The sequence below is a fragment of the Bacillus sp. D386 genome, from assembly GCF_006346415.1.
Genome location: NZ_VEMV01000006.1, coordinates 272,455 through 297,078, shown reverse-complemented (window position 1 = coordinate 297,078; position 24,624 = coordinate 272,455). Strand labels below are relative to the sequence as shown.

Genomic DNA, 24,624 nt, shown 5'->3' with positions numbered 1-24,624 from the left:
AAGATGATCAGGTTGATAGGTCCGAGGTGGAAGTGTGGTGACACATGGAGCTGACGGATACTAATCGTTCGAGGACTTAACCAAATGAATCAAGCATACTTGCCAAACTTACATTATCCAGTTTTGAAAGAATGATTTCTTTCTAACCAAATAGTCCGGTAATGATGGCGAAGAGGCCACACCCGTTCCCATTCCGAACACGGAAGTTAAGCTCTTCAGCGCCGATGGTAGTTGGGACGCGAGTCCCTGTGAGAGTAGGACGTTGCCGGGCAATTTAAGAAACCAGTTCAGTTGATGAGCTGGTTTTTTTGTGCGGTTTTTGGGATTGAGGTTGAGTTATCAGCATGATTAGTAGGCTGGAAAGAAGACATAAGTTGAAAAAATGGGACAAAGATGAGTAAAATCTGAGGGAAAGCCAAGCTTTTTAAAATTGTTATATCTACCCATGACAATTCATATTAAGCACATTTCAGCTCAGATTCTGACATCACTTATATACGTCTTACCGTACATACTTTGATGTGTTTTTGCTGGAGAATAGGTGTGAGACGGCACAGTGTTAAACTGAAATTCCTATCCATAAAGAAGAAAACTTTTGCCAGTCCACGCTTACACCAGTCACATAAAATTCTGTAACAAAACTTCCGAAAAGAGTACTAAATGGGATACACTACTAGTAGAGTAAGTAACAGAAAGGACGAGGGTCGATTGGCTAAGCCAAAGAAACAAAAGTTTGAATTGCAGGAGAATGAAAGCATTGATGAATGCTTGGAGCGTATGAAAAAGGAAGGATACTTTCCCGTAAGACGTATGGAGAAACCAATTTTTAAGGAAGTGAAGAATGGCGATCAGATAGAATATATTCCGGTTGCACGCCAGATTATTTTTGAAGGCAAATCAATTGATTGAAAACCGAACGATATTGCATTAAATAACAGAAGTGTTCGGTTTTTAGTTGACATACAATTAGCCCTATTGGTAAGATAGGTACGAACAATAAGCATTAAAATAAATAATTCTCTCATATAATAGCGGGGATATGGCCTGCAAGTTTCTACCCAAAGACCGAATAAATTTTTGGACTATGAGAGAAAGCGGACCTCACCTTATATGTGAGGGCATAGTACTTGTCCTAAGTGCTCGGTTTGGCATAGCATATAAGCTGTGTGGACTGCTTTCTCTTTTTTGAAAGTGTGTTCATGCAGCTTTTTTATTTGGAGGCGAAAATGATGAATGACCTTAAGGTTGGAGTAATCATGGGAAGCATATCAGACTGGGAAACGATGAAGCATGTATGTACTATTCTGGATGATTTTAAGGTGGCTTATGAGAAAAAAGTAATTTCAGCTCATAGAACGCCTGATTTAATGTTTGAATATGCCCAAAGCGCGCGAAGTCGTGGAATAAAAGTGATTATAGCCGGTGCAGGCGGAGCAGCCCATTTACCTGGGATGGTAGCAGCCAAAACTACTTTGCCTGTAATTGGTGTGCCTGTGCAATCCCACGCTCTAAACGGTTTGGATTCTTTGCTGTCTATTGTTCAAATGCCGGGTGGTGTTCCTGTAGCAACGATGGCGATTGGCAAAGCCGGTGCAAAAAATGCAGGTCTTTTAGCAGTACAGATATTAGGGACCTTCGAGCAAGAATTGGCTGAAGAACTTGAACAATATAGATTAAAAATTCAAAGACAATCAATTGAAAGTTGTGATGAACTTGAGTAAGCAGGCACCAGTTATTTTACCTGGCCAGACGATTGGGATAATAGGTGGCGGTCAGTTGGGGCGAATGCTGGCATTGGCAGCCAGAAATTTAGGTTTTAAGATAGCTGTGCTTGATCCAACGCCCAACAGTCCTTGCGGCCAAATTGCGGATATGGAAATCACGGCCCCATTTAATGATGTAGAGGCTCTGCAGCGCTTGGCAAAGATAAGTGATGTACTCACATTTGAATTTGAAAATATTGATGCTGATGCGTTAGATCAACTAACGGGTAATCCATATATTCCGCAGGGTACGGATATATTAAGAATTACGCAGGATCGGGTTCTTGAAAAACAGGCGATTGAGAAATCAGGTGTCAAAGTTGTCCCGTTCGAGGTCATTGCAAGTTTTGAGGATCTTCGTCAAGCTATTTCTAAACTTGGCTATCCTTCTGTCTTGAAAACAGCGCGAGGTGGTTATGATGGAAAAGGACAGCTTGTTATACGGGATAAAGGAGATTTAGCCAAAGGCTCTGAATTGCTGAGCCATGGAGTTTGTGTTTTGGAGAGTTTTATACCGTTTCAAAAGGAAATTTCAGTGATAGTAACTCGAAAATTGGATGGTTCCATACGGGTGTTTCCTGTTGCAGAGAATATTCACGTCAATAATATTTTGCATCAATCGATTGTCCCGGCGAGAATCAATGAAAACACCCAAATCCATGCAATCGGATCGGCTGTACAATTGGCAGAATCATTACAGGTGGTTGGTACATTAGCCGTTGAAATGTTCCTGCTCGACCAGGATGATATTTTGGTGAATGAATTAGCGCCGAGACCTCATAATTCCGGACATTTTTCGATTGAGGCTTGTGAAACCTCTCAATTTGAGCAACATATAAGAGCGGTGTGTAATTGGCCGCTTGGTCATACTGAATTACATTCCAGTGCGGTAATGGTCAATGTTTTGGGTCAGCATTTAGAACCGGTTATAAAGGCTTTAGGGAATGAGCCTGATTGGAAAGTACATATTTATGGGAAGCGTGAAGCGAAGAAAGATAGAAAAATGGGGCATATTACAGTCTTAGGAGAGCATCCGATGGAAATATTAGAGATGCTTAATCAATCAAATATATGGACTGAACAAACAGGAGACAAAAAAGAAAAGGTGGATATGAAATAATGATTGAACGTTATACAAGACCGGAAATGGGAAAGATTTGGACAGAGGAGAATCGTTTTCAAGCATGGCTCGAAGTAGAAATTTTGGCTTGTGAAGCCTGGGCAGAGCTTGGTGCAATCCCTAAAGAGGATGTAAAAGTAATGAGAGAGCGTGCTTCCTTTGATGTGAATCGTATCAAAGAAATTGAAGAAGAAACCAGACATGATGTGGTTGCCTTTACGCGTGCCGTTTCAGAATCGCTGGGAGAAGAACGGAAATGGGTTCATTATGGTCTGACTTCTACAGATGTAGTCGATACGGCTTTATCTTATTTGCTCAAGCAGGCCAATGATATTTTAATCGCTGATGTGGAGCGGTTTATTACAATTTTGGCAGAAAAAGCGAAGGAGCATAAATATACGGTTATGATGGGACGTACTCATGGCGTCCATGCTGAACCAACGACATTTGGTTTGAAAATGGCATTATGGTATGAAGAAATGAAGCGGAATCTAAAAAGACTAAAAGAAGCTGCAGATACAGTAGAGTATGGTAAAATCTCCGGTGCTGTTGGAACATATGCGAACATTGATCCATTTGTAGAAAAGTTTGTGTGTGAAAATCTTGGGATCAAACCTTCTCCAATCTCTACCCAAACCCTACAGCGCGACCGACATGCACAATACATGTCTACATTAGCATTGATTGCGACTTCTATTGAAAAATTTGCAACTGAAATTCGTGGTTTGCAAAAGAGTGAGACACGTGAAGTAGAGGAATTTTTTGCGAAGGGGCAGAAGGGTTCTTCCGCTATGCCGCATAAACGCAATCCAATCGGTTCGGAGAATATGACTGGGTTGGCCCGTGTGATTCGCGGCCACATGATGACGGCCTATGAAAATGTTTCACTTTGGCATGAACGGGACATTTCACATTCTTCTGCTGAAAGAATTATCCTCCCGGATGCGACCATTTTATTGAACTATATGTTAAACCGCTTCGGTAATATCGTGAAAAACTTAACGGTGTTCCCTGATAATATGAAGCGTAATATGGACCGCACTTATGGTCTGATTTATTCACAGCGTGTATTGCTTGCTTTAATTGATAAAGGATTGTCTCGTGAAAAAGCGTATGATACCGTTCAGCCTAAGGCGATGGAGGCATGGGAAACACAGATTCAATTCCGTGAATTGCTAGAAGCGGATGAAACAATTACGGCCTACCTGTCTACTGAAGAATTGGATGATTGCTTCGATTACCATTATCATTTGAAAAATGTAGATTTCATTTTTGAACGTATGGGGCTGTAATTTTAACGAGGGGCACTACTTAATAAAGGTTGAGGGGTGCCCCTTTTACATTAATTCCATCCGTGTTTGGCTTATCAGGATTATTACCATATAGGAGGATATCCAATTGGCGAAGAATGAACTTCTTTACGAAGGCAAGGCAAAGCAAATTTATGCAACTGATAATCCGGAAATCGTCCTAATCCGATACAAGGACTCAGCAACTGCATTTAATGGGGAAAAGAAAGCAATGATTGAGGGGAAGGGACATCTGAATAACCAAATCACGAGCCTGCTATTCGAATGGCTTCACCTTAAGGGTATTGAATCGCATTTTATTAAAAAAATATCAGAAACAGAACAGCTCGTTAAACGAGTCACCATTATTCCTTTAGAAGTAGTAGTCCGCAATGTTGCTGCCGGCAGTTTTTCTAAAAGATTGGGTGTAGAGGAAGGAACACCTCTTAAAAGGCCGATTGTGGAATTTTATTATAAAGACGATAAGCTTGGTGATCCGCTATTAACAGAAGATCATATTAACGTCCTGGACCTTGCTACAGCTGGAGAAGTCGAAATATTAAAAAAACAGTCTATGCAAATCAATGAAATGTTGCGAAGCTTATTTGCTTCTATGGACATCAGATTAATAGATTTTAAGCTTGAGTTTGGCAAAGATGAGAAGGACCATGTCCTGCTTGCGGATGAAATTTCACCGGATACTTGCCGTCTTTGGGATTCGCATACAAATGAAAAGTTGGATAAGGATATATTCCGCCGGAATCTCGGCAGTTTAACAGATGCCTATAAAAAAATTCTTGCTAAGCTGGAGGACGTTCAACATGTATAAAGTAAAGGTTTATGTCACTCTTCGTGAAAGTGTATTGGATCCGCAGGGAACTGCTGTACAAAAGTCATTGAATGCCATGAATTTCCCGGAGGTTCGGGATGTGCGAATTGGCAAGTATATGGAGTTGGAACTCTCTGAATCTACTGCTGATGTTGATGAGGCGGTCCGCAATATGTGCGAAAAATTGTTAGTCAATACGGTCATTGAAGATTATCGATACAGCATAGAGGAGGTAATCGGACAGTGAAATTCGCCGTAATCGTCTTTCCGGGATCCAATTGTGATATTGATATGTATCATGCCGTTCGTGATGAGGTTGGAGAAGATGCGGAATATGTTTGGCATACGGAAACGAGTCTCGAAGGCTTTGATGCTATCCTGCTGCCTGGAGGGTTTTCGTATGGTGACTATTTACGGTGCGGTGCAATTGCCCAATTTTCACCCATTATGGAGGCTGTGAAAAGAGCGGCATTGGATGGTATTCCGATCCTCGGTGTGTGTAATGGATTCCAGGTATTACTGGAGGCGGGATTGCTGCCGGGAGCTATGCGGCGTAATGCTGATTTGAAGTTTATTTGCAGACCGCAAAAGTTGAATGTTGTGAACAACGAAACTCCTTTTACGAGCTCCTATACCAAAAATGAACAAATCACTATCCCGATTGCTCATGGCGAGGGAAATTACTATTGTGATGAGGAGACGCTGGAACAGTTAAAGACACAAAATCGAATTCTGTTTACGTATGATAGAAATCCAAATGGCAGTCATCAGGATATCGCGGGAATTATGAATAAGCAAGGCAATGTTCTTGGGATGATGCCCCATCCGGAAAGGGCTGTTTCCTCCTTACTTGGCAGTGCCGATGGAATCAAGTTATTCAAATCGATTGTTCAATACTGGAGGGAAACAAATGTCGTTAATGCTTGAGCCAAGTCCAACCATGATTAAAGAAGAACGAATTTATGCCACAATGGGATTGACGGATGATGAGTTTGCCAAGATAGAAAAAATTCTTGGGCACTTGCCAAACTATACAGAAACTGGTTTGTTTTCAGTTATGTGGTCTGAGCATTGCAGCTATAAAAACTCAAAGCCTGTATTAAGGAAGTTCCCAACAACAGGTAAACGTGTACTGCAAGGGCCCGGAGAAGGTGCGGGTATTGTGGATATTGGTGACGGGCAAGCGGTTGTTTTTAAAATTGAAAGCCATAACCATCCCTCCGCAATCGAACCATATCAAGGTGCAGCCACAGGCGTGGGTGGAATCATCCGCGATGTCTTTTCCATGGGGGCTAGACCGATTGCCATGCTGAACTCCTTGCGTTTTGGAGAATTAACAACTCCACGGATGAAGTATTTGTTTGAGGAAATTGTAGCTGGGATTGCCGGATATGGAAACTGTATCGGAATACCAACTGTTGGTGGTGAGATTCAGTTTAATCCTTCCTATGAGGGGAATCCTCTTGTAAATGCGATGTGTGTCGGCTTAATCAATCATGAGGATATTAAGAAGGGTCAGGCGCATGGAGTTGGAAATACAGTTATGTATGTCGGGGCAAAAACAGGTCGTGATGGCATTCATGGAGCAACCTTCGCCTCGGAGGAATTAACAGATGATTCTGATTCCAAACGGCCAGCCGTACAAGTAGGGGACCCATTCATGGAAAAGCTTTTACTTGAAGCATGCCTGGAGCTTGTAAAATCGGATGCACTTGTAGGAATACAGGATATGGGCGCAGCTGGATTAATCAGTTCCTCTGCAGAAATGGCCTCCAAAGCGGGATCCGGAATTGAAATGAATTTAGATAGGATTCCTCAGCGAGAAACAGGAATGACACCTTATGAAATGATGTTATCTGAATCACAGGAGAGAATGCTGATTGTAACCAAAAAAGGACGGGAGCAAGAAATCGAAGAGCTGTTTGGAAAGTATGGCCTTGAAGCGGTCGATGTGGGCACTGTAACGGAAGATAAAATGATTCGCTTAACATATAGAGGCGAAGTGGTGGCAAATGTACCAGCAGATGCACTAGCTGAGGAGGCGCCAGTTTACTATAAACCGTCCAAAGAGCCTAATTATTTTCAAGAGTTTCAAGCGATGGAAGATGAAGTACCTGTCATCAACAACTATACAGAAACTCTGCTATCGTTATTGGCACAACCGACTATAGCGAGTAAGGAATGGGTTTATGACCAGTATGATTATATGGTACGCACGAATACGGTTGTAGGGCCAGGTTCTGATGCAGCCGTCGTTCGTATTCGCGGCACGGAAAAAGCGTTGGCGATGACAACAGACTGCAATTCCCGCTATCTCTATTTAGACCCGGAAACAGGCGGTCAAATTGCGGTGGCTGAAGCAGCACGTAATATTATTTGTTCAGGCGGTGAACCGTTGGCGATTACAGACTGTTTGAACTTCGGGAATCCGGAGAAGCCTGAAATTTTCTGGCAGCTCGAAAAAGCGGCAGATGGATTAAGTGGAGCATGTCGTGTACTAGGGACACCGGTGATTGGTGGGAATGTTTCCTTGTATAACGAAACAAATGGAGAAGCGATCTACCCGACACCGGTCGTTGGCATGGTTGGACTTGTTCATAATCTCAAGCATATCACCACTCAATCCTTCAAAGAAAAGGGAGATTTAATCTACTTAATAGGAGAAACATATGCTGAATTCGGCGGTAGTGAGCTGCAAAAATTCATGAATGATGGACGGATTTTTGGTAAAGCGCCCCATCTGAATCTTCAGGTTGAAAAAGACCGGCAGGAAAAGCTGTTGAAAGCGATTCAGGCAGGTGTAATAAAGTCAGCTCATGACCTGGCAGAAGGAGGATTATCCATAGCACTTGCAGAAGGATTGTTTGGCGCAGAAAACCTTGGTTTTGAAGTGAATTTAGAGGGGGATTTGGCCACCCGGTTGTTTGCAGAATCACAATCCCGTTTCCTTGTGACTGTATCGCCTGAACAAGTCGGACCTTTCAAAGAAATTATTCCGGAAGCGGTTCAAATAGGTATTGTAACAGATACAGAAAAATACGTTATTCATGCCGGCCAGGAAGAGACAGTTATTGATATTGAAGCAAAACAACTACTGATAGCCTGGAAGGGAGCCATACCATGCTTGCTGAAATCCGTGGACTAAATGAAGAATGTGGATTGTTTGGAATCTGGGGACATACTGAAGCATCTCAACTAACCTATTATGGTTTACACAGTCTGCAGCATCGTGGACAGGAAGGAGCGGGAATGGTCGTTACAGATGGCCAAGTATTGAAATCGCATAAAGCAGAAGGACTTGTGAATGAAGTTTTCAATCAAAAGATCATTGAGGATATGAAGGGACGGAGCGCAATCGGCCATGTTCGCTATGCGACAGCAGGAGGAGGCGGAGTGGCAAATGTTCAGCCATTTTTGTTTAATTCTCAGACTGTCGGTAGTTTTGCTCTCGCTCATAATGGAAATTTGGTAAACGCAACCCAATTAAAAAATCAGCTTGAAATAGATGGGAGCATTTTTCATACAACCTCGGATACAGAGGTCCTGGCCCACTTAATTAGGCGCTCTGGTTCAGCTTGTTTTAAGAAGCGAATAAAGCAGGCTTTATCGTTCGTCCAAGGGGCCTATGCATTTCTGGTCATGACAGAAACAGAAATGATGATTGCTGTGGACCCACATGGATTGCGTCCTGTCTCCATCGGACGAATCGGTGAAGGATATGTAGCTGCATCTGAGACATGTGCCTTCGATTTAATAGGTGCTGATTATATTCGGGATGTTCGGCCCGGAGAGCTGGTGACGATTAATGATGACGGCATCCAATCAGAGTATTTTGCTGAATCACAGGGCAGAGCCATGTGCAGTATGGAGTATATTTATTTTTCAAGACCCGATAGCAATATAGATGGTATTAACGTTCATACGGCCAGGAAGAACCTGGGGAAACAACTGGCTATTGAAGCGCAAATTGAAGCGGATGTTGTCACAGGTGTACCGGATTCAAGTATATCGGCAGCTATCGGTTATGCCGAAGTAAGCGGGATTCCATATGAGATGGGGTTAATTAAAAATCGATATGTGGGACGGACCTTTATACAGCCATCCCAATCTCTACGTGAGCAAGGGGTGAAAATGAAGCTGGCCCCAGTGCGCGGTGTGGTCGAGGGCAAAAGGGTCATCATGGTGGATGATTCGATTGTAAGGGGAACGACCAGCAGGAGGATTGTGACGATGCTTAAAGAAGCCGGCGCAAAAGAGGTACATGTGTGCATTAGCTCTCCTCCAATCAAAAATCCCTGTTTTTATGGAATTGATACATCGTCCAAAGAAGAGCTGATTGCCGGGTTTAACTCGGTTGAGGAAATCAGGGAGATGATCGGAGCAGATTCTCTGACCTTTTTAAGTGTGGAGGGGACGGTTGAGGCAATTGGCAGGCCTTTTGGTGGCGAGTATCGAGGTCAATGCATGGCATGCTTTACGGGGAACTATCCAACTGAAATTTATGCCACCGATGATCAGGCATATGAAAAAATAAAGTAACGGCAATAGATTATTGACAGGAAGTATGAAAGGATGGTCACTTTGGCGAACGCATATAAACGTGCAGGAGTGGATATTGAAGCAGGCTATGAATCCGTCTCACGTATGAAAAAGCATGTAAGCCGTACACAAAGACCAGAGGTACTCGGTGCTTTGGGCGGGTTCGGAGGTATGTTTGATTTGTCGGCATTGTCCCTTAAGGAGCCTGTACTCGTTTCGGGAACAGATGGAGTCGGGACTAAATTGTTGCTCGCTATGATGATGGATAAGCACGATACAATTGGTGTTGACTGCGTTGCCATGTGTGTAAATGATATTATTGCCCAAGGTGCAGAACCATTATATTTTCTTGACTATATTGCTTGCGGAAAAGCAGAACCGATAAAAATTGAGGCAATCGTAAAAGGAATAGCGGATGGATGTGAGCAGGCAGGCTGTGCCTTAATTGGCGGTGAAACGGCTGAAATGCCTGGAATGTATTCTGTAGATGAATATGATCTGGCTGGTTTTACGGTTGGTGCGGCAGAAAAAAGGAAGCTGATTGATGGAAGCCTTGTACGAGATGGCGATGTATTAATTGGGCTGCCTTCAAGTGGGATTCATAGCAATGGGTTTTCGCTAGTGAGAAAGGTATTACTTGATGAATCGTTAATGAAATTGGATCAATTTATCAAAGAGTTGGATTGTATGCTTGGAGAAGAATTACTGCGTCCAACTAAGATTTATGTAAAACCCATCCTTGAAGTTTTGAAGTCCGGCTCAGTTCATGGAATCGCCCACATTACCGGAGGAGGATTTATCGAAAATATACCGCGCATGCTTCCGGATGGATTTGGGGCGGAAATTAAAAAAGGAACATGGGAAATTAATCCGATTTTCAACCTTATAAAGGATAAAGGATCACTTGAAGAGGATGACATGTATTCGATTTTTAATATGGGGATTGGCATGGTTCTAGCTGTACAGGCTGAAAAAGCGAGTGAGCTAATTGGTACCCTGAATCAATTGGGGGAAGACGCAAAAAGAATCGGTCGGGTGATTCAAAAAGAAGGCGTGCATTTCCGTTGATTTACAAAAAGGCAAAGACAATTTAGTAGCTTATTAAGTTGAAATCATATAAGACTAAGGGAGAAGCTATGAAAAAAATTGCTATATTTGCATCAGGTAATGGCAGTAACTTTCAAGCGATAGCAGAAGCGGTGGAAAAAGGAAAATTGTATGCCTCGATAGAATTGCTGATTTGTGATCATCCAGGTGCTTACTGTATAGATAGGGCGGAAAAGTTAAATATTCCGGTATTATCCTTTTCTCCAAAGGATTTTCCTTTGAAAGAGGATTATGAACAGCAAATTTTACAGGAGTTGCAGGCGAAAGAAGTCGAGATGATTATTTTGGCAGGCTATATGCGATTAATTGGCTCAGTGCTGTTAAGGGCCTATCCTAATCACATTATTAATATTCATCCTTCTTTATTGCCAGCCTTTCCAGGAAAAAATGCCGTTTTGCAGGCGATAGAAGCAGGCGTCGAAGTGACGGGGGTTACGGTTCATTATGTAGATGAAGGCATGGATACGGGACCGATTATTGCACAGAGAGCCGTCTCGATACATAAAGGGGAGAGCGTGGAGGAGATCCACAGGAAAATTCAGCAGGTAGAGCATAACCTATATCCACGCATTATAGAGCAGTTAAGCAACGAACAGGAGGAGAAAGTATGAAAAAGCGGGCATTGATCAGTGTATCAAACAAAGAGGGGATTGTAGAATTCGCCAAAGGAGTTACGGAGCTGGGCTTTGAGATTATTTCCACAGGTGGAACCAAAAAAACATTGTCGGATCATGGTATTCCAGTTATCAGCGTCAGTGACGTGACAGGTTTTCCGGAAATAATGGATGGGCGCGTAAAAACTTTACATCCCTATATTCATGGGGGTCTCCTTGGAAAACAAAACGGTGAATCCCATATGGCTCAGCTTGAAGAACAAGGGATTGCTCCTATTCAGCTAGTTTGTGTGAACCTTTATCCATTCCAAGAAACGATTGCTAAACCAGGCGTGACAGTTGAAGAGGCAATCGAGAATATTGATATTGGCGGTCCTGCAATGCTGAGGGCCTCTGCTAAAAACCATGAGTCTGTAGCAGTTGTGGTGGATCCTGCTGACTATGGAAAAGTACTTAATGGTTTCCGTAATGGAGAACTTTCCTTATTGGATAGAAGAAAGCTGGCGGCAAAGGTTTTTCGCCATACAGCGGCTTATGATGCCCTGATTGCTGAATACATGACAAATTTGGCAGAAGAGGATCAGCCTGAAAACTATACTGTTACATACACGTTAAAGCAACCACTTCGCTACGGTGAAAACCCTCATCAAAAAGCTGCGTTTTATGCAAAACCACTTGGCTCTACTTTTTCAATTGCAGCAGCCAGGCAGCTGCATGGTAAGGAATTATCCTATAACAATATCAATGATGCAGATGCTGCCCTGCAAATCGTGAAGGAATTTGAACAGCCGGCTGCTGTTGCTGTGAAGCATATGAATCCTTGCGGCGCAGGAACTGGAGACACTATTTATGAAGCATTCCAAAAGGCATATGAAGCGGATCCTACATCTATCTTTGGCGGTATTGTTGCGTTAAATCGGGAAGTAGATGCTGAAACGGCGAAACTGCTTCATGAAATTTTCTTGGAAATTGTGATTGCCCCATCATTTACTGACGAGGCATTAGAGGTCTTAACATCTAAGAAAAATATTCGCTTACTTACTATTCAATTTGAGGGAAGAGAGAAAAGGGAGAAAAAACTATCTTCCATTACAGGCGGTTTACTTGTCCAAGAGTCAGATGAGGCAACTATACAGGATGCAGAGCTTCAGGTTGTTACAAAAAGAGAACCTACTGAAGCTGAATGGAAAGCTCTTCAATTTGGATGGAAACTCGTAAAGCATGTTAAATCAAATGCAATCATCGTAACAGATGAGCAAATGACACTGGGAGTAGGTGCTGGTCAAATGAATCGTATCGGCGCTGCGAAGATTGCCTTAGAACAGGCTGGTGAAAAAGCGAGAGGCGCCATTATCGCATCAGATGCATTCTTTCCAATGGATGACACAGTGGAAGCCGCGGCCAGAGCCGGGATTACCGCTATCATTCAGCCAGGCGGATCAAAGCGAGATGAGGACTCTATAAAAAAAGCAGATGAGTATGGTATTGCGATGGTTACTACCGGAGTACGGCATTTCAAACATTAAGAGGGAGAGACACGAGATGATGAAAGTACTTGTTATAGGGCGTGGAGGTCGCGAACATGCATTGGCCAGAAAATTTGCTGAGAGCAAGCGCGTTACAAAAGTATTTGTAGCACCAGGCAATCCCGGAATGGCAGATGTTGCTGAGATTGTGGATATCCAGGAGATAGATCATACCAGATTAGTTGATTTTGCGAAAGAAAATGAAATAGAACTAACATTTATAGGTCCGGAAACTCCTTTAGTGAACGGAATTGTAGATGAATTTCTGGACCATGACCTAATCGTATTCGGACCCACCAAAGCTGCCGCCATAATAGAAGGAAGTAAGTCTTTTACGAAGGATTTGCTGAAAAAATATGATATTCCTACAGCAGAATATGAAACATTTACGGATTATGAAAAGGCAGTCCAATATGTAAAGAAAAAGGGTGCACCAATTGTTATTAAGGCGGATGGTCTTGCAGCAGGCAAGGGTGTAGTCGTCGCAATGACGGAAGGGGATGCGCTCAGTGCCTTGAAAGAAATGCTGCTCAATCAAAGGTTTGGAGAGTCTTCTAAAAAAGTTGTGATTGAGGAATTTTTGATTGGGGAGGAGTTCTCCTTTATGGCTTTTGTAAATGGAGAAAAGGTCTATCCGATGGAAATTGCTCAGGATCATAAACGTGCTTTTGATGGTGATAAAGGTCCGAACACAGGTGGAATGGGAGCTTACTCTCCTGTTCCGCACATCAGTCAAGACATGGTTAGCCAGGCGTTAGCGAAAATTCTGATACCGACAGCAAAGGCAATGGTGAAAGAGGGTAAATCATTCACCGGGGTCCTTTATGCCGGATTAATCGCTACTGCTGAGGGTCCAAAGGTGATTGAGTTTAATGCCCGATTTGGTGACCCGGAAACACAGGTCATCCTACCAAGGTTAAAGTCAGATTTTATGGATGTGGTTGAAAACGTTCTGAATTCTGTCGATATGGATTTGGAATGGTCTGAAGAAAGCGCCCTTGGAGTCGTCATGGCAGCTAATGGCTACCCAGGTGAGTATGAAAATGGCAGTATTATAAAAGGCTTAAAGTATGTTGATATCGATACACATATTTATCACGCAGGGACAAATAAAAATGAACTGGGTGAGTTTTTGACAAATGGAGGAAGAGTCCTCTTACTAACTGCACTCGGTAAAACACTGGAGATTGCCCAGAAAAAGGCTTATCGGGAGCTAGAGGGAATTCAATGTAATGGTCTCTATTATCGCCATGATATTGGAGAGCGTGCTATTGAAAAATATAACGGTTAGAGGCTGTTTATTAGCTAGTTAGTAATGCAAGGAACATTAAATTGGCTACTGGTCGACCTGAAGAGGTCGGCCTTTTTCATATGCCAAAAAGGTATGCAGAGGAGCATGGTTAACGTTGGCAAAAAGTGATCCAATCACTTTATGTTTAGTAATAAGATAAATTTTAAATCGCTTCAAACAAACTTCAACAAATCAGAAGGGAATTCGCGTAAAATCTATTAATATCGCTCAATCACAGTATAATTCGCTCTATTCTCTGAAATTCGCTCATAAATCCTCTAAAATCGCTCAATAATCTTTGTTTTCGCTCATTTATTTTTAAAATCGCTCAATAGTTTAATAAATTCGCTCATATACCTTTAAAAAACAATAATATTCTTAAATATTAGACTAGAAAAATCATTAACTTGTTCTTTGCGACAAAAATTACTAAAAAGATATCATTTTTTAAAGAGAAATGATGTTTTTTGAAGAAGTATAGGATACTTCCTATCCATATACATTTTTGTATCCCTGCATCTTGAGAGCGATAAAATAAATAATGCGGCTTTACAGGTTTAGTTTAAAGGGGCAAGGGAAGAGTCTATTTGGGGGTTGTCTAATCTTTTTCCTTTATTAAAGGGAACTTTTTAATGTGATTATACGTAAAAGTCATATATCCAAAAATACTTATAGTTATTTAATAATGCTGAAATGTAAAGAATTACAAATTAATTTCATTCTTTAATGCTCTAAATAATAAAAATATGTTAGTATATTGAAAGGGCTTACATTTTAATTTTAAAAATGGAAGGGCGATGCTTCCGTTTTTTTAAATATAAGAAATGATGTTTTGCGAAGGGGGTATTTTTATGCTTGGACAACGATATAGATGGAAAAATAAACAACTGCGCGAGCATGTTCATGTGATAGATGGTAAAGTAGCGCCAACTCTTGTTTTAACGAATACCGTGTATTTGAATCAGGTGTTTAAAAAGTGGATGAAGGCGAATATATGGATCTATGAAGATCGAATTGTATATGTCGGGGATAACATGCCTGTTATACAGGACGGGTATGAGATTGTAGACTGTACGGATCAATACCTGGTACCAGGTTATATTGAACCGCATGCCCATCCATATCAATTATATAATCCGGCTACTCTTGGCATGCATGCTGCTCAATATGGAACAACCACCTTAATCAATGATAACATGCTTTTGTTTACTCTTTTGGACAATAGACAAGCGTTTGCACTGCTGAAGGAATTACGTCATCTTCCAATCAGCATGTATTGGTGGGCCAGATTGGATTCTCAAACTGAGCTGAGAAATGAAGAGATGGTATTCTCGCATTCTAATGTAAAGAGCTGGCTTGAGCACGATGGAGTCCTGCAGGCTGGAGAGCTAACAGGATGGCCGCGTCTTCTTGATGGAGATGACATGATGCTTCACTGGATACAGGAAGCAAAAAGAATGAGAAAGAAAATTGAAGGACATTTCCCGGGCGCTTCTGAAAAAACATTATCTAAATTAATGCTGCTTGGTGCGGATTGTGATCATGAGGCTATGACAGGAGAAGAAGTCATTCGCAGACTGATGCAGGGATATGATGTGTCCTTGAGGCATTCATCCATTCGTCCGGATTTACCCCGTATTTTGGATGATTTAAAAGAATACGAATTGAACTCCTATGATCGATTATTTTTTAATACAGATGGTTCAACACCTGGATTTTATAAAGATGGATTTACGGATCAATTAATCTCGATAGCAATTGAAAAAGGTGTGCCTATTATTGATGCGTATAATATGGCTTCCTTAAATATAGCCCGCTATTATAATATCGATTATTTACACGGAAATATTGCGACAGGACGAGTAGCCAATATTAACTTCCTGTCTGCCAAGGATCAGCCTACTCCTCACTCTGTTTTATCAAAAGGGCAGTGGGTGAAAAGGGATGGAAGACAGGTTGAAACGAATCGAACATCGATCGCCTGGAAAGACTTTGGCCTTAGCCCTCTGGAGCTTGATTGGGAGCTTACAGATTACGACTTCCAATACTCAATGCCATTTGGCATCAATATGGAAAATAGCGTCATCACTAAGCCATATTCGATTCATATTGATATTTCAAGAGAAGTTTTGGATGAAGACCATGATGAGAGCTTTTTTACGTACCTAACAAGAGATGGTAAATTCAGAATCAATACGATATTAAAGGGGTTTGCCAACCGTTTGTATGGATTTGCTTCATCCTTTTCTAACTCTGGGGATATATTGTTGATTGGAAAAAGTAAGAAAGATATGAGACTGGCTTTTAACCGAATGAAAGAAATCGGTGGGGGAATTGTGATTGCAGAGAAAGGTGAAATATTGTTCGAAATGCCTCTGGAGCTGCAAGGAATGATGTCTAATCAAGAACTCCCGATTTTAATAGAAGAAGAAACTAGATTGCGAGAAATATTGACTGAAAAGGGATACCCATTCGAGGATCCGATTTATTCTTTACTGTTCTTTTCCTCTACTCATTTACCTTATATAAGGGTAACACAGGCAGGATTATATGACGTTATGAATAAATCTGTACTCTTTCCGACTATAATGCGTTAAAATAATAAAGAATAGAGAAAAATAAAAGGTAGATCATGGTGGGTTAATTTCACTTTAAGGGGTGTAGGGCATGTTGAGGAAAGCTGGGTTCATGGTGGCTTTAGTTTTTGTCCTTCTGGCAGGGTGTTCAGGGAATAAGATAGAAACCATTATTGATAAACCTCAAACTGATAAAGAAGAGGTAGCTGCTAAGCCGGTGAATACGTATCCGTTAACGGGTGTGGGAACGGACGAAGAGGTCAACCACAGGGCTGTATCGGTTATGGTCAATAATCATCCCAAAGCAAGACCACAGTCTGGCCTATCTAAAGCAGATGTCGTATATGAGGTTTTAGCTGAAAGTAATATAACTAGGTTTTTGGCTATCTACCAAAGCGAATTTCCCGAAAACATTGGGCCAATTAGAAGTGCGAGAGATTATTATATAGAGCTTGCCAAAGGATATGAAAGCCTGTATATTTTTCATGGCTGGAGTCCTGATGCGAAAAAGCTGATTCAATCTGATTATATAGACCACTTGAACGGACTTAACCATGACGGGACACTCTTCAAACGATCTTCTGATCGAAAAGCGCCGCATAATTCCTATATCACCTATGAAAATATCTTAGAGGGTGCACAAAAAGAAGGTTATTCAATGGAAGAGAATACCCCGCCGTATAGCTTTTTTTCCGACGATGAAACAGGATTAATTTCCGGTGATGACTATAAAGTTGCTGCTCTATCTTATGGATCTCTAGATTATGATGTGACCTATAAGTATGATTCGGCGAGTGAAAAGTATACACGCCATACAGCGGGAGTACGCACGGAAGATCAAGATACGAAAGATCCCGTTCTACTGGATAATATCCTTATTGTGGAAGCTATTCATAAGGTGATTGATGATAAAGGCCGCAGGAGTATTGATTTAACTGCGGGCGGAGATGCATACTTACTGCAAAAAGGTAAACGCCTGGAGATTCAATGGGTAAGTAAAGATGGTCGAATTGTACCTGTATCCGGTGAAACGGAAGTAAAATTGGTGCAGGGAAAAACATGGATTAATATTATTCCGGATCAACCGGGCTTAAATAATAGTGTCAAACTCTCAAATGATTAGGAGGAACCTGGATATATGCAAATTAACAAACTAAAAGGGAAAGAGTTGGATCAATTATTCAACGCGATATTATCCTTGAAAGATCTCGATGAATGTTATCGTTTCTTTGATGATTTATGTACGGTGAATGAAATACAATCTCTTGCCCAACGCCTCGAGGTTGCCCGAATGCTTGAAGAAGGTAAAACGTATCATATGATTGAAACTGAAACCGGAGCAAGCACTGCAACTATTTCAAGGGTTAAACGTTGTTTGAATTACGGGAATGATGCGTACTCAATGGCACTTGGAAGATTAAAGGAAGATAATGCCTGAAATAAATAAAAGCAAGCAGACCGCGTGGAATATGCACATCGGTTGCTTGCTTTTTTATATGTACACCTTTGTCTATGAACGTATCCTCTAATTTTCAATTAAGTAGGCGCGCACCAGAGTAGAACACATATTTATAACCAGTTAGATAACAGTTGTGCATATGAATTTTCTAACTCTTTGGGAACTCTAAAAGGAATGCTATAATGGTTAAATGGAAATTAGAATGGGGGCTGTTTTGCATGTACGATTTTCGCGAGTGGAAACATGTGTTTAAACTCGATCCTAATAAGGAAATTTCAGATGAAGCACTCGAAAAGGTTTGTGAATCGGGTACGGATGCTATTATTGTCGGAGGAACAGATGGTGTTACACTAGAAAATGTTCTGGACTTAATGGCCCGCGTTAGGCGTTATACATTGCCTTGTGTGCTTGAAGTATCAAATATAGAATCCATAACCCCGGGATTTGATTTGTATTTTATACCATCTGTTTTAAATAGCAGGAATCCGGATTGGATTCTTGGTTTGCATAAAGAAGCAATTAAAGAATTTGGCCACATGATTAATTGGGACGAAATGCATGTGGAAGGATATTGCATCATGAATGCTGATTGTAAGGCAGCAGATTTAACGGATGCCAATACCGATTTGACGGAAGAAGATGCGGCAGCCTATGCTCTTGTGGCAGAAAAAGTATTAAATTTGCCTATTTTTTATTTGGAATACAGCGGAAAGTATGGGGATCCAGCACTTGTCAAGACCGTTAAAAATACATTGATGAATACAACGCTATTCTACGGCGGAGGGATTACAAGCATCGAAAAAGCTGAGGAAATGTCCAGCTTGTCAGATGTAATTGTAGTCGGAAACCTCGTCTATGAGGATTTAAAAACGGCTCTCTTGACAGTAGATTCTGCCAAAAAGAATAAATAAAATTGTCGTTAAAGCCATTGGATGAAGTATAATAAGAACAAATGTTCGTTAGGGTGGTGTCATAATGCAATTCTTAACAGATCGACTGTTAACGGGATTAAATAATAAACAAAAAGAGGCTGTACAAGCTACGGATGGACCTTTGCTAATTATGGCCGGAGCGGGCAGTGGGAAGACAAAGGTACTTACCCACCGCATTGCCTTTCTAATTGTAGAAAAAGAAGTAGCACCGTGGAATATTCTTGCCATTACGTTTACCAATAAGGCAGCAAGAGAAATGAAGGAAAGAATTCAGGGAATCCTAGGCGGCGCTGCAGAGGATATTTGGATTTCTACTTTCCACTCAATGTGCGTGCGAATCCTGCGCCGTGATATTGACCGAATTGGTATGAATCGCAATTTCTCAATTCTTGACCCAGGTGATCAGCAAACGGTTATTAAGCAAATAATGAAAGAGAAGAATATTGATACGAAGAAATTCGATCCTAAGACGATTCTTGGGTCCATTTCCTCTGCCAAAAATGAATTGATCAACTATGAGGAATTTGCGAACAGTGCAGGCAATTACTATGAGCAAACAGTAGCTGATCTTTATACAGAGTATCAGAAGCGACTCCGTAAAAATCAGGCATTGGACTTTGATGATTTGATTATGAAGACATTTGAACTTTTTGATAAGGTTCCGGAAGTACTGGAATTCTATCAAAGAAAGTTTCAATATATTCACGTGGATGAGTATCAGGATACGAACCGTGCACAATATATGCTTGTAAAGAAATTGGCACAGCGTTTTAAAAACCTATGTGTAGTTGGTGATTCCGATCAGTCCATCTATCGCTGGCGTGGTGCTGATATTGCCAACATTCTCTCCTTTGAAAAGGATTATCCTGATGCCAATGTTATTTTGCTTGAGCAGAATTATCGCTCCTCAAAACGGATTTTAGCGGCTGCCAATGGAGTAATTAACAACAACCTGAATCGTAAGGAAAAGAATTTGTGGACAGAAAACCTGGAAGGGAATAAGTTGGCATATTACCGTGCGGACAGTGAACAAGGTGAAGCACAGTTCGTTGCTGGAAAGATTAAAGAGCTGACAGAACAGCAAGGGAAGAAGCTATCTGATATTGCCATTTTGTACCGTACGAATGCTCAGTCAAGGGTAATGGAGGAAGTTCTGCTTAAATCCAATATTCCATATACGATTGTTGGCGGTATTAAGTTCTATGATCGTAAGGAGATTAAAGATATTCTTGCTTATCTGCGACTCATTGCCAATCCGGACGATGATATTAGCTTGCGCAGGGTCATCAATGTTCCAAAGCGTGGAGTTGGAGCAAGCTCAGTTGATAAAATTGCTAATTATGCTGCCGATCATGATATTTCTATGTATCAGGCTATGATGGAGCTTGAATTTATTGGACTTAGCGGTAAAGCTTATAATGGGGCTGCTGAATTCAGGGACCTAATTAAAAACTATACGCAAATGCAGGAATTCCTGTCTGTTACAGAATTAATAGAAGAAGTCATTGAAAAATCAGGGTATCGAAAGTCGTTGGAAATTGAGAAGACGATTGAAGCAGAAACACGCCTAGAGAATATTGATGAGTTCTTATCTGTTACGAAAAACTTTGAAAAGGGCAGTGATGATAAGAGCCTGGTTGCCTTCTTAACAGACCTTGCTCTTGTTGCGGACATTGACCGTATGGATGAGGATGAAGCCGTGACAGATGGCGTTGTATTAATGACACTTCACTCGGCAAAAGGGCTGGAATTCCCTGCTGTATTCCTGATTGGACTTGAAGAAGGTGTCTTCCCGCATAGCCGTGCCTTAATGGAAGAAGCGGAAATGGAAGAAGAACGACGGCTTGCTTATGTTGGGATCACACGGGCTGAACGTGAATTATTTATTACGAATGCACAGATGCGTACATTATATGGACGTACTAATCTGAACCCTGTATCTCGCTTTATTAAAGAAATTCCACAGGATTTAATTGAACTGTTAAATCCGCCTGAAGAGCAAAGGCAGTCAAGACCTTCCTTTATGCATTCAGGTTCAGGTACAAGAACTAGAACGGGTATAAATGGTGCCGGTCTTAACAATTCAGGAATCAATGGTGCAGCAAGACCTAAAACTGTCGGAAGATCGATGATGAATGAGTCCGGCGGAGAAAAACTCGACTGGCAGGTTGGCGATAAAGCGGCCCATGGTAAATGGGGCGTAGGTACAGTTGTCAGCGTAAAAGGAAGCGGAGACGGTCTGGAGCTGGATATTGCATTCCCATCTATGGGTATCAAACGACTCCTTGCCAAATTTGCACCAATCACAAAACAATAGTCCGCAAGAGAAACATTGAGTAGAGAGGGCTGAAAATATGGATATAAAAGAAGCGCAAAAACGAGTGGCTGAGCTTCAATCACTATTAAACCAATATGGATATGAATACTATGTTCTCGACCAGCCATCAGTTCCTGATTCTGTATATGATCAGACGTATAAAGAGTTGGTGGAATTGGAGAGTCAATATCCGGAGCTGCAAACCCCAGATTCACCTACTCAAAGAGTTGGTGGACAAGTGCTTGATACGTTTGCAAAAGTAGAACATATTACACCGATGCTAAGTCTTGGTAACGCCTTTAACGAAAGTGATTTGCGCGATTTTGACCGCCGAGTAAATTCAGGGCTTGGTACAGACCGATATTCTTATATATGTGAATTGAAAATAGATGGACTGGCAGTTTCCCTGCGTTATGAAGAAGGGCTATTTGTTAAAGGGGCTACAAGAGGAAATGGAACAATTGGTGAGGATATTACTGCTAATCTTAAAACCATTCGTTCCATCCCACTCCGATTGAATGAACCAGTTACATTTGAGGTACGCGGTGAGGCATATATGCCAAAGAAATCGTTTGTTTCCTTAAATGCAAAGAAGGAAGAAAATGGGGAAGAGCCATTTGCCAATCCACGAAATGCAGCAGCAGGATCCTTGCGTCAGCTTGATCCACGCATAGCTGCTTCGCGGAATTTAGATATTTTCCTTTATGGGATTGGTGAAACAGGAGAAACAGGTGTTGAATCCCATGGTGAAGGACTTGACTTTCTTCAAAAATTAGGATTGAAAACCAATCCGCATCGCAGAAGATGTGCTACGATTGAAGATGTATTAGAGTATATTGAGGAATGGTCAGCCAAAAGGCCTGAGCTTGATTATGATATTGATGGAATCGTCATCAAAGTCGATTCACTTTCTCAACAAGAGGAATTAGGATATACTGCAAAAAGTCCAAGATGGGCGATTGCATATAAATTCCCTGCAGAGGAAGTCATCACTATTCTTCGCGATATTGAATTGACTGTCGGTCGTACAGGCGTTATTACGCCAACCGCCTTATTGGACCCGGTAAGAGTAGCAGGTACAACAGTTAAACGGGCTTCCCTTCATAATGAGGACCTAATCCGTGAAAAAGATATTCGGCTTGGAGACCATGTTGTCGTCAAAAAAGCCGGTGATATTATTCCGGAGGTTGTCAATGTTCTGTTTGATAAGCGGACAGGGGAAGAAAAGGAATTCCATATGCCAACGCATTGCCCTGACTGCGATAGTGAGCTTGTTCGTTTGGAAGGAGAGGTAGCTTTGCGCTGCATCAATCCAAAGTGTCCAGCTCAGATTAAAGAGGGGATGATTCACTTTGTTTCACGAAATGCCATGAATATTGATGGTCTGGGTGAAAAAGTCATCATTCAATTATTCGATGAATCGTTAATTAAGGATGTAGCGGATATTTATAAATTGACATATGACCAGCTGATTAATTTGGAGCGTATGGGGGATAAATCAGCGAACAATCTTTTGAACGCTATTGAAGCATCTAAGAGCAACTCATTGGAGCGCCTTTTATTTGGACTGGGAATCCGCCATGTTGGTGCTAAGGCTGCAAGAATCCTCGCGGAAGAATTTGAAGACATGGATCGTCTAATGTCGGCAAATGTAGCTGAATTGACAGCTATTAATGAAATTGGGGACAAAATGGCTGATGCGGTTGTGACTTATTTTAATCAGGAAGAATGCCAGCAATTGATCGATGAATTAAAAAATGCTGGGGTTAATATGCTCTATAAAGGTAAAAAGAAAAATATCGCTGAAGCTACAGATAGTTATTTTTCTGGAAAAACCATTGTACTTACAGGAAAGATGGAAAAGTACGGACGAACTGAAGCAAAAGAGTTGATTGAAGCTTTAGGTGGAACTGTAACGGGTAGCGTAAGTAAAAAGACAGATTTAGTAATAGCCGGAGAAGATGCCGGATCAAAATTAAAAAAAGCCCAGGATTTAGGAATTGAAATATGGGATGAAAGCAATTTACTGGAAGAACTGGGCAAGCAGGGATAGAGGTGTAGGGATGAAGCGTTTGATAGCAATAACCATGGTACTGGCACTTATGCTTGTAGGCTGCGCACCACAATTTGATAAGGATGAGGTAGTAGAGGATAATACCGAGAAAGATTCCAAGAAAGAGTCTTCCATTATTCCCGAATATCAAATCTCCGACAATTATTATCAAACGATGCTGCCTTATCAGATAAGCAGTTCCAGAGGTCTTGTGGTTTCAAACATTAATACGCGACTTGATTTGGAAGAGTTTGAAACAGGGCTGATGAGATTGTCTCATGACCCATTCTCAACGGAGGAATATATTTTTAGAGAAGGTCAGTTATTGGACACGAAAACGATTAAAAGCTGGCTGAATCGTAAATATACAAAAGGGCAGTTGAAAGAGAACAAACTGACTGCTGAGGACAACGTCGGCTTAAACCCTTTAGATGATGGGAAGGGTGATATTGAGGAAAGATATGAGAAAAATCCAGAATATCTTGCCCATATTTTAGAGCATGATTATCTGATCAAAACAGATGATAATAAAGTTGAGTTGGGCGGCATTTCGATAGGGCTTGCCTTGAATTCAGTATTTTATTATCAAAAGGAAAAGTATGGGGAAACGTACGAAATAAAAATTGAAGAAGATAAACTGCTTGAAGAAGGTCAAAAAATTGCAGCTGAAGTTGTGAAACGAATTAGAACAATGGAAGGCGGAGAAACCGTTCCGATTATGGTTGCTTTATTTGAACAAGGAAGCAAGGATGCGGTTGTGCCTGGGAATTTTATTTCTTATACAAAAGTAGGAGAGAAAAGTAATAAGATTTCCAAATGGACAAACGTACAAGAAGAGTATTATTTGTTCCCATCCAATAAAGCAACAAAGGATTTCCGTGATGATGCAACGACCTTTGCTAATTTTAAGCAGGATGTTGAAGAATACTTCCCTAATTTTAATGGAGTAATTGGAAAAGCCTTTTATGTGAATAAAGAATTGCAAAAGCTGACCATCTCCATAGATATGCAGTTTTACGGAAAAACAGAGGTTATTGGATTTACACAATATGTGGCTGGATTGGTGAAATCGAGTTTCCCTGAATATTTATCGGTGGAGACAAAAATTGCATCTTCCAATGGACAGGAATCACTCATTGTGAAAAAGGCAAATTCCAAAGAACCAGATGTGTATATATATAATGAATAAACAGAGCTACCCATTGTGGT

20 protein-coding genes, 2 rRNA genes and 1 riboswitch are annotated in these 24,624 nt (G+C 41.2%); all 22 genes read left to right on the top strand.

Going from position 1 to position 24,624, the window contains the following annotated elements:
* Positions 1 to 84: ribosomal RNA gene (locus tag FHY45_RS18660) — 23S ribosomal RNA — on the top strand; the annotation flags it as partial.
* A 70-nt stretch (positions 85 to 154) separates the two neighbouring features.
* Positions 155 to 271, top strand: a 5S ribosomal RNA gene (gene rrf / locus FHY45_RS18655).
* Positions 272 to 708: 437 nt separating this feature from the next.
* Positions 709 to 909, top strand: a complete 201-nt coding sequence (locus tag FHY45_RS18650) for an NETI motif-containing protein (protein ID WP_066108532.1) — start codon at positions 709 to 711, stop codon at positions 907 to 909.
* Positions 910 to 1,001: 92 nt separating this feature from the next.
* A riboswitch (purine riboswitch) is annotated at positions 1,002 to 1,105 on the top strand.
* 124 nt (positions 1,106 to 1,229) lie between these two features.
* Positions 1,230 to 1,721: a 5-(carboxyamino)imidazole ribonucleotide mutase gene (gene purE / locus FHY45_RS18645; protein ID WP_066108529.1), complete on the top strand. Its 492-nt coding sequence runs from the start codon at positions 1,230 to 1,232 to the stop codon at positions 1,719 to 1,721.
* Positions 1,708 to 2,883: a 5-(carboxyamino)imidazole ribonucleotide synthase gene (purK, locus tag FHY45_RS18640; protein WP_066108528.1), complete on the top strand. Its 1,176-nt coding sequence runs from the start codon at positions 1,708 to 1,710 to the stop codon at positions 2,881 to 2,883. The genes purE and purK overlap by 14 nt, the downstream gene beginning before the upstream one ends.
* Positions 2,883 to 4,175 (top strand): adenylosuccinate lyase, encoded by a 1,293-nt coding sequence (gene purB / locus FHY45_RS18635; protein WP_066108525.1) that lies wholly within the window; start codon positions 2,883 to 2,885, stop codon positions 4,173 to 4,175. The genes purK and purB overlap by 1 nt, the downstream gene beginning before the upstream one ends.
* 100 nt (positions 4,176 to 4,275) lie before the next feature.
* Positions 4,276 to 5,001 carry a phosphoribosylaminoimidazolesuccinocarboxamide synthase gene (gene purC, locus FHY45_RS18630; protein ID WP_306821563.1) on the top strand — a complete coding sequence of 242 codons (726 nt, stop codon included), beginning with the start codon at positions 4,276 to 4,278 and terminating at the stop codon, positions 4,999 to 5,001.
* Positions 4,994 to 5,248 carry a phosphoribosylformylglycinamidine synthase subunit PurS gene (purS, locus tag FHY45_RS18625; RefSeq protein ID WP_066108519.1) on the top strand — a complete coding sequence of 85 codons (255 nt, stop codon included), beginning with the start codon at positions 4,994 to 4,996 and terminating at the stop codon, positions 5,246 to 5,248. The genes purC and purS overlap by 8 nt, the downstream gene beginning before the upstream one ends.
* Complete coding sequence (gene purQ / locus FHY45_RS18620; RefSeq protein ID WP_066108516.1) at positions 5,245 to 5,928, top strand: phosphoribosylformylglycinamidine synthase subunit PurQ; 684 nt, start codon at positions 5,245 to 5,247, stop codon at positions 5,926 to 5,928. Before purS ends, purQ begins: the two co-directional genes overlap by 4 nt.
* Entirely contained in the window at positions 5,912 to 8,146 is a 2,235-nt protein-coding gene (gene purL, locus FHY45_RS18615; protein ID WP_139892761.1) for a phosphoribosylformylglycinamidine synthase subunit PurL, read from the top strand. The genes purQ and purL overlap by 17 nt, the downstream gene beginning before the upstream one ends.
* On the top strand, positions 8,122 to 9,540 hold the full coding sequence (gene purF, locus FHY45_RS18610) for an amidophosphoribosyltransferase (RefSeq protein ID WP_139892760.1): 1,419 nt from the start codon (positions 8,122 to 8,124) through the stop codon (positions 9,538 to 9,540). Before purL ends, purF begins: the two co-directional genes overlap by 25 nt.
* Before the next feature lie 42 nt (positions 9,541 to 9,582).
* Positions 9,583 to 10,608, top strand: a complete 1,026-nt coding sequence (purM, locus tag FHY45_RS18605) for a phosphoribosylformylglycinamidine cyclo-ligase (protein WP_139892759.1) — start codon at positions 9,583 to 9,585, stop codon at positions 10,606 to 10,608.
* 68 nt (positions 10,609 to 10,676) lie between these two features.
* Positions 10,677 to 11,258, top strand: coding sequence for a phosphoribosylglycinamide formyltransferase (purN, locus tag FHY45_RS18600; RefSeq protein ID WP_066108508.1), 582 nt, complete (start codon positions 10,677 to 10,679; stop codon positions 11,256 to 11,258).
* The gene (purH, locus tag FHY45_RS18595) at positions 11,255 to 12,787 is read left to right on the top strand and encodes a bifunctional phosphoribosylaminoimidazolecarboxamide formyltransferase/IMP cyclohydrolase (RefSeq protein WP_139892758.1); all 1,533 of its coding nucleotides are present in this window, start codon (positions 11,255 to 11,257) and stop codon (positions 12,785 to 12,787) included. The genes purN and purH overlap by 4 nt, the downstream gene beginning before the upstream one ends.
* A 19-nt stretch (positions 12,788 to 12,806) precedes the next feature.
* Positions 12,807 to 14,078, top strand: a complete 1,272-nt coding sequence (purD, locus tag FHY45_RS18590) for a phosphoribosylamine--glycine ligase (protein WP_139892772.1) — start codon at positions 12,807 to 12,809, stop codon at positions 14,076 to 14,078.
* 851 nt (positions 14,079 to 14,929) lie between these two features.
* Positions 14,930 to 16,675 carry an adenine deaminase C-terminal domain-containing protein gene (locus FHY45_RS18585; RefSeq protein ID WP_139892757.1) on the top strand — a complete coding sequence of 582 codons (1,746 nt, stop codon included), beginning with the start codon at positions 14,930 to 14,932 and terminating at the stop codon, positions 16,673 to 16,675.
* A 70-nt stretch (positions 16,676 to 16,745) separates the two neighbouring features.
* Positions 16,746 to 17,777 carry a DUF3048 domain-containing protein gene (locus FHY45_RS18580; RefSeq protein WP_139892756.1) on the top strand — a complete coding sequence of 344 codons (1,032 nt, stop codon included), beginning with the start codon at positions 16,746 to 16,748 and terminating at the stop codon, positions 17,775 to 17,777.
* Between the two features lie 15 nt (positions 17,778 to 17,792).
* The gene (locus tag FHY45_RS18575) at positions 17,793 to 18,092 is read left to right on the top strand and encodes a YerC/YecD family TrpR-related protein (RefSeq protein ID WP_066108496.1); all 300 of its coding nucleotides are present in this window, start codon (positions 17,793 to 17,795) and stop codon (positions 18,090 to 18,092) included.
* Positions 18,093 to 18,331: 239 nt separating this feature from the next.
* Positions 18,332 to 19,024, top strand: coding sequence for a heptaprenylglyceryl phosphate synthase (pcrB, locus tag FHY45_RS18570; protein ID WP_066108493.1), 693 nt, complete (start codon positions 18,332 to 18,334; stop codon positions 19,022 to 19,024).
* A gap of 64 nt (positions 19,025 to 19,088) precedes the next feature.
* The gene (gene pcrA, locus FHY45_RS18565; protein WP_066108490.1) at positions 19,089 to 21,362 is read left to right on the top strand and encodes a DNA helicase PcrA; all 2,274 of its coding nucleotides are present in this window, start codon (positions 19,089 to 19,091) and stop codon (positions 21,360 to 21,362) included.
* 37 nt (positions 21,363 to 21,399) lie between these two features.
* Entirely contained in the window at positions 21,400 to 23,415 is a 2,016-nt protein-coding gene (gene ligA, locus FHY45_RS18560) for an NAD-dependent DNA ligase LigA (protein ID WP_066108485.1), read from the top strand.
* 10 nt (positions 23,416 to 23,425) lie between these two features.
* A complete protein-coding gene (locus FHY45_RS18555; protein ID WP_066108482.1) occupies positions 23,426 to 24,604 on the top strand; it encodes a CamS family sex pheromone protein in 1,179 nt (392 codons plus the stop codon).
* The last annotated feature ends 20 nt before the right edge of the window (positions 24,605 to 24,624 follow it).

Coding starts and splice junctions, on each gene's coding strand:
- purH (WP_139892758.1), top strand. CDS start 11,255: ATGAAAAAGCGGGCATTGATCAGTGTATCAAACAAAGAGGGGATTGTA.
- pcrB (WP_066108493.1), top strand. CDS start 18,332: ATGTACGATTTTCGCGAGTGGAAACATGTGTTTAAACTCGATCCTAAT.
- purK (WP_066108528.1), top strand. CDS start 1,708: ATGAACTTGAGTAAGCAGGCACCAGTTATTTTACCTGGCCAGACGATT.
- pcrA (WP_066108490.1), top strand. CDS start 19,089: ATGCAATTCTTAACAGATCGACTGTTAACGGGATTAAATAATAAACAA.
- FHY45_RS18585 (WP_139892757.1), top strand. CDS start 14,930: ATGCTTGGACAACGATATAGATGGAAAAATAAACAACTGCGCGAGCAT.
- purF (WP_139892760.1), top strand. CDS start 8,122: ATGCTTGCTGAAATCCGTGGACTAAATGAAGAATGTGGATTGTTTGGA.
- FHY45_RS18555 (WP_066108482.1), top strand. CDS start 23,426: ATGAAGCGTTTGATAGCAATAACCATGGTACTGGCACTTATGCTTGTA.
- ligA (WP_066108485.1), top strand. CDS start 21,400: ATGGATATAAAAGAAGCGCAAAAACGAGTGGCTGAGCTTCAATCACTA.
- FHY45_RS18575 (WP_066108496.1), top strand. CDS start 17,793: ATGCAAATTAACAAACTAAAAGGGAAAGAGTTGGATCAATTATTCAAC.
- purD (WP_139892772.1), top strand. CDS start 12,807: ATGAAAGTACTTGTTATAGGGCGTGGAGGTCGCGAACATGCATTGGCC.
- purB (WP_066108525.1), top strand. CDS start 2,883: ATGATTGAACGTTATACAAGACCGGAAATGGGAAAGATTTGGACAGAG.
- FHY45_RS18580 (WP_139892756.1), top strand. CDS start 16,746: ATGTTGAGGAAAGCTGGGTTCATGGTGGCTTTAGTTTTTGTCCTTCTG.
- purN (WP_066108508.1), top strand. CDS start 10,677: ATGAAAAAAATTGCTATATTTGCATCAGGTAATGGCAGTAACTTTCAA.
- purS (WP_066108519.1), top strand. CDS start 4,994: ATGTATAAAGTAAAGGTTTATGTCACTCTTCGTGAAAGTGTATTGGAT.
- purE (WP_066108529.1), top strand. CDS start 1,230: ATGAATGACCTTAAGGTTGGAGTAATCATGGGAAGCATATCAGACTGG.
- purL (WP_139892761.1), top strand. CDS start 5,912: ATGTCGTTAATGCTTGAGCCAAGTCCAACCATGATTAAAGAAGAACGA.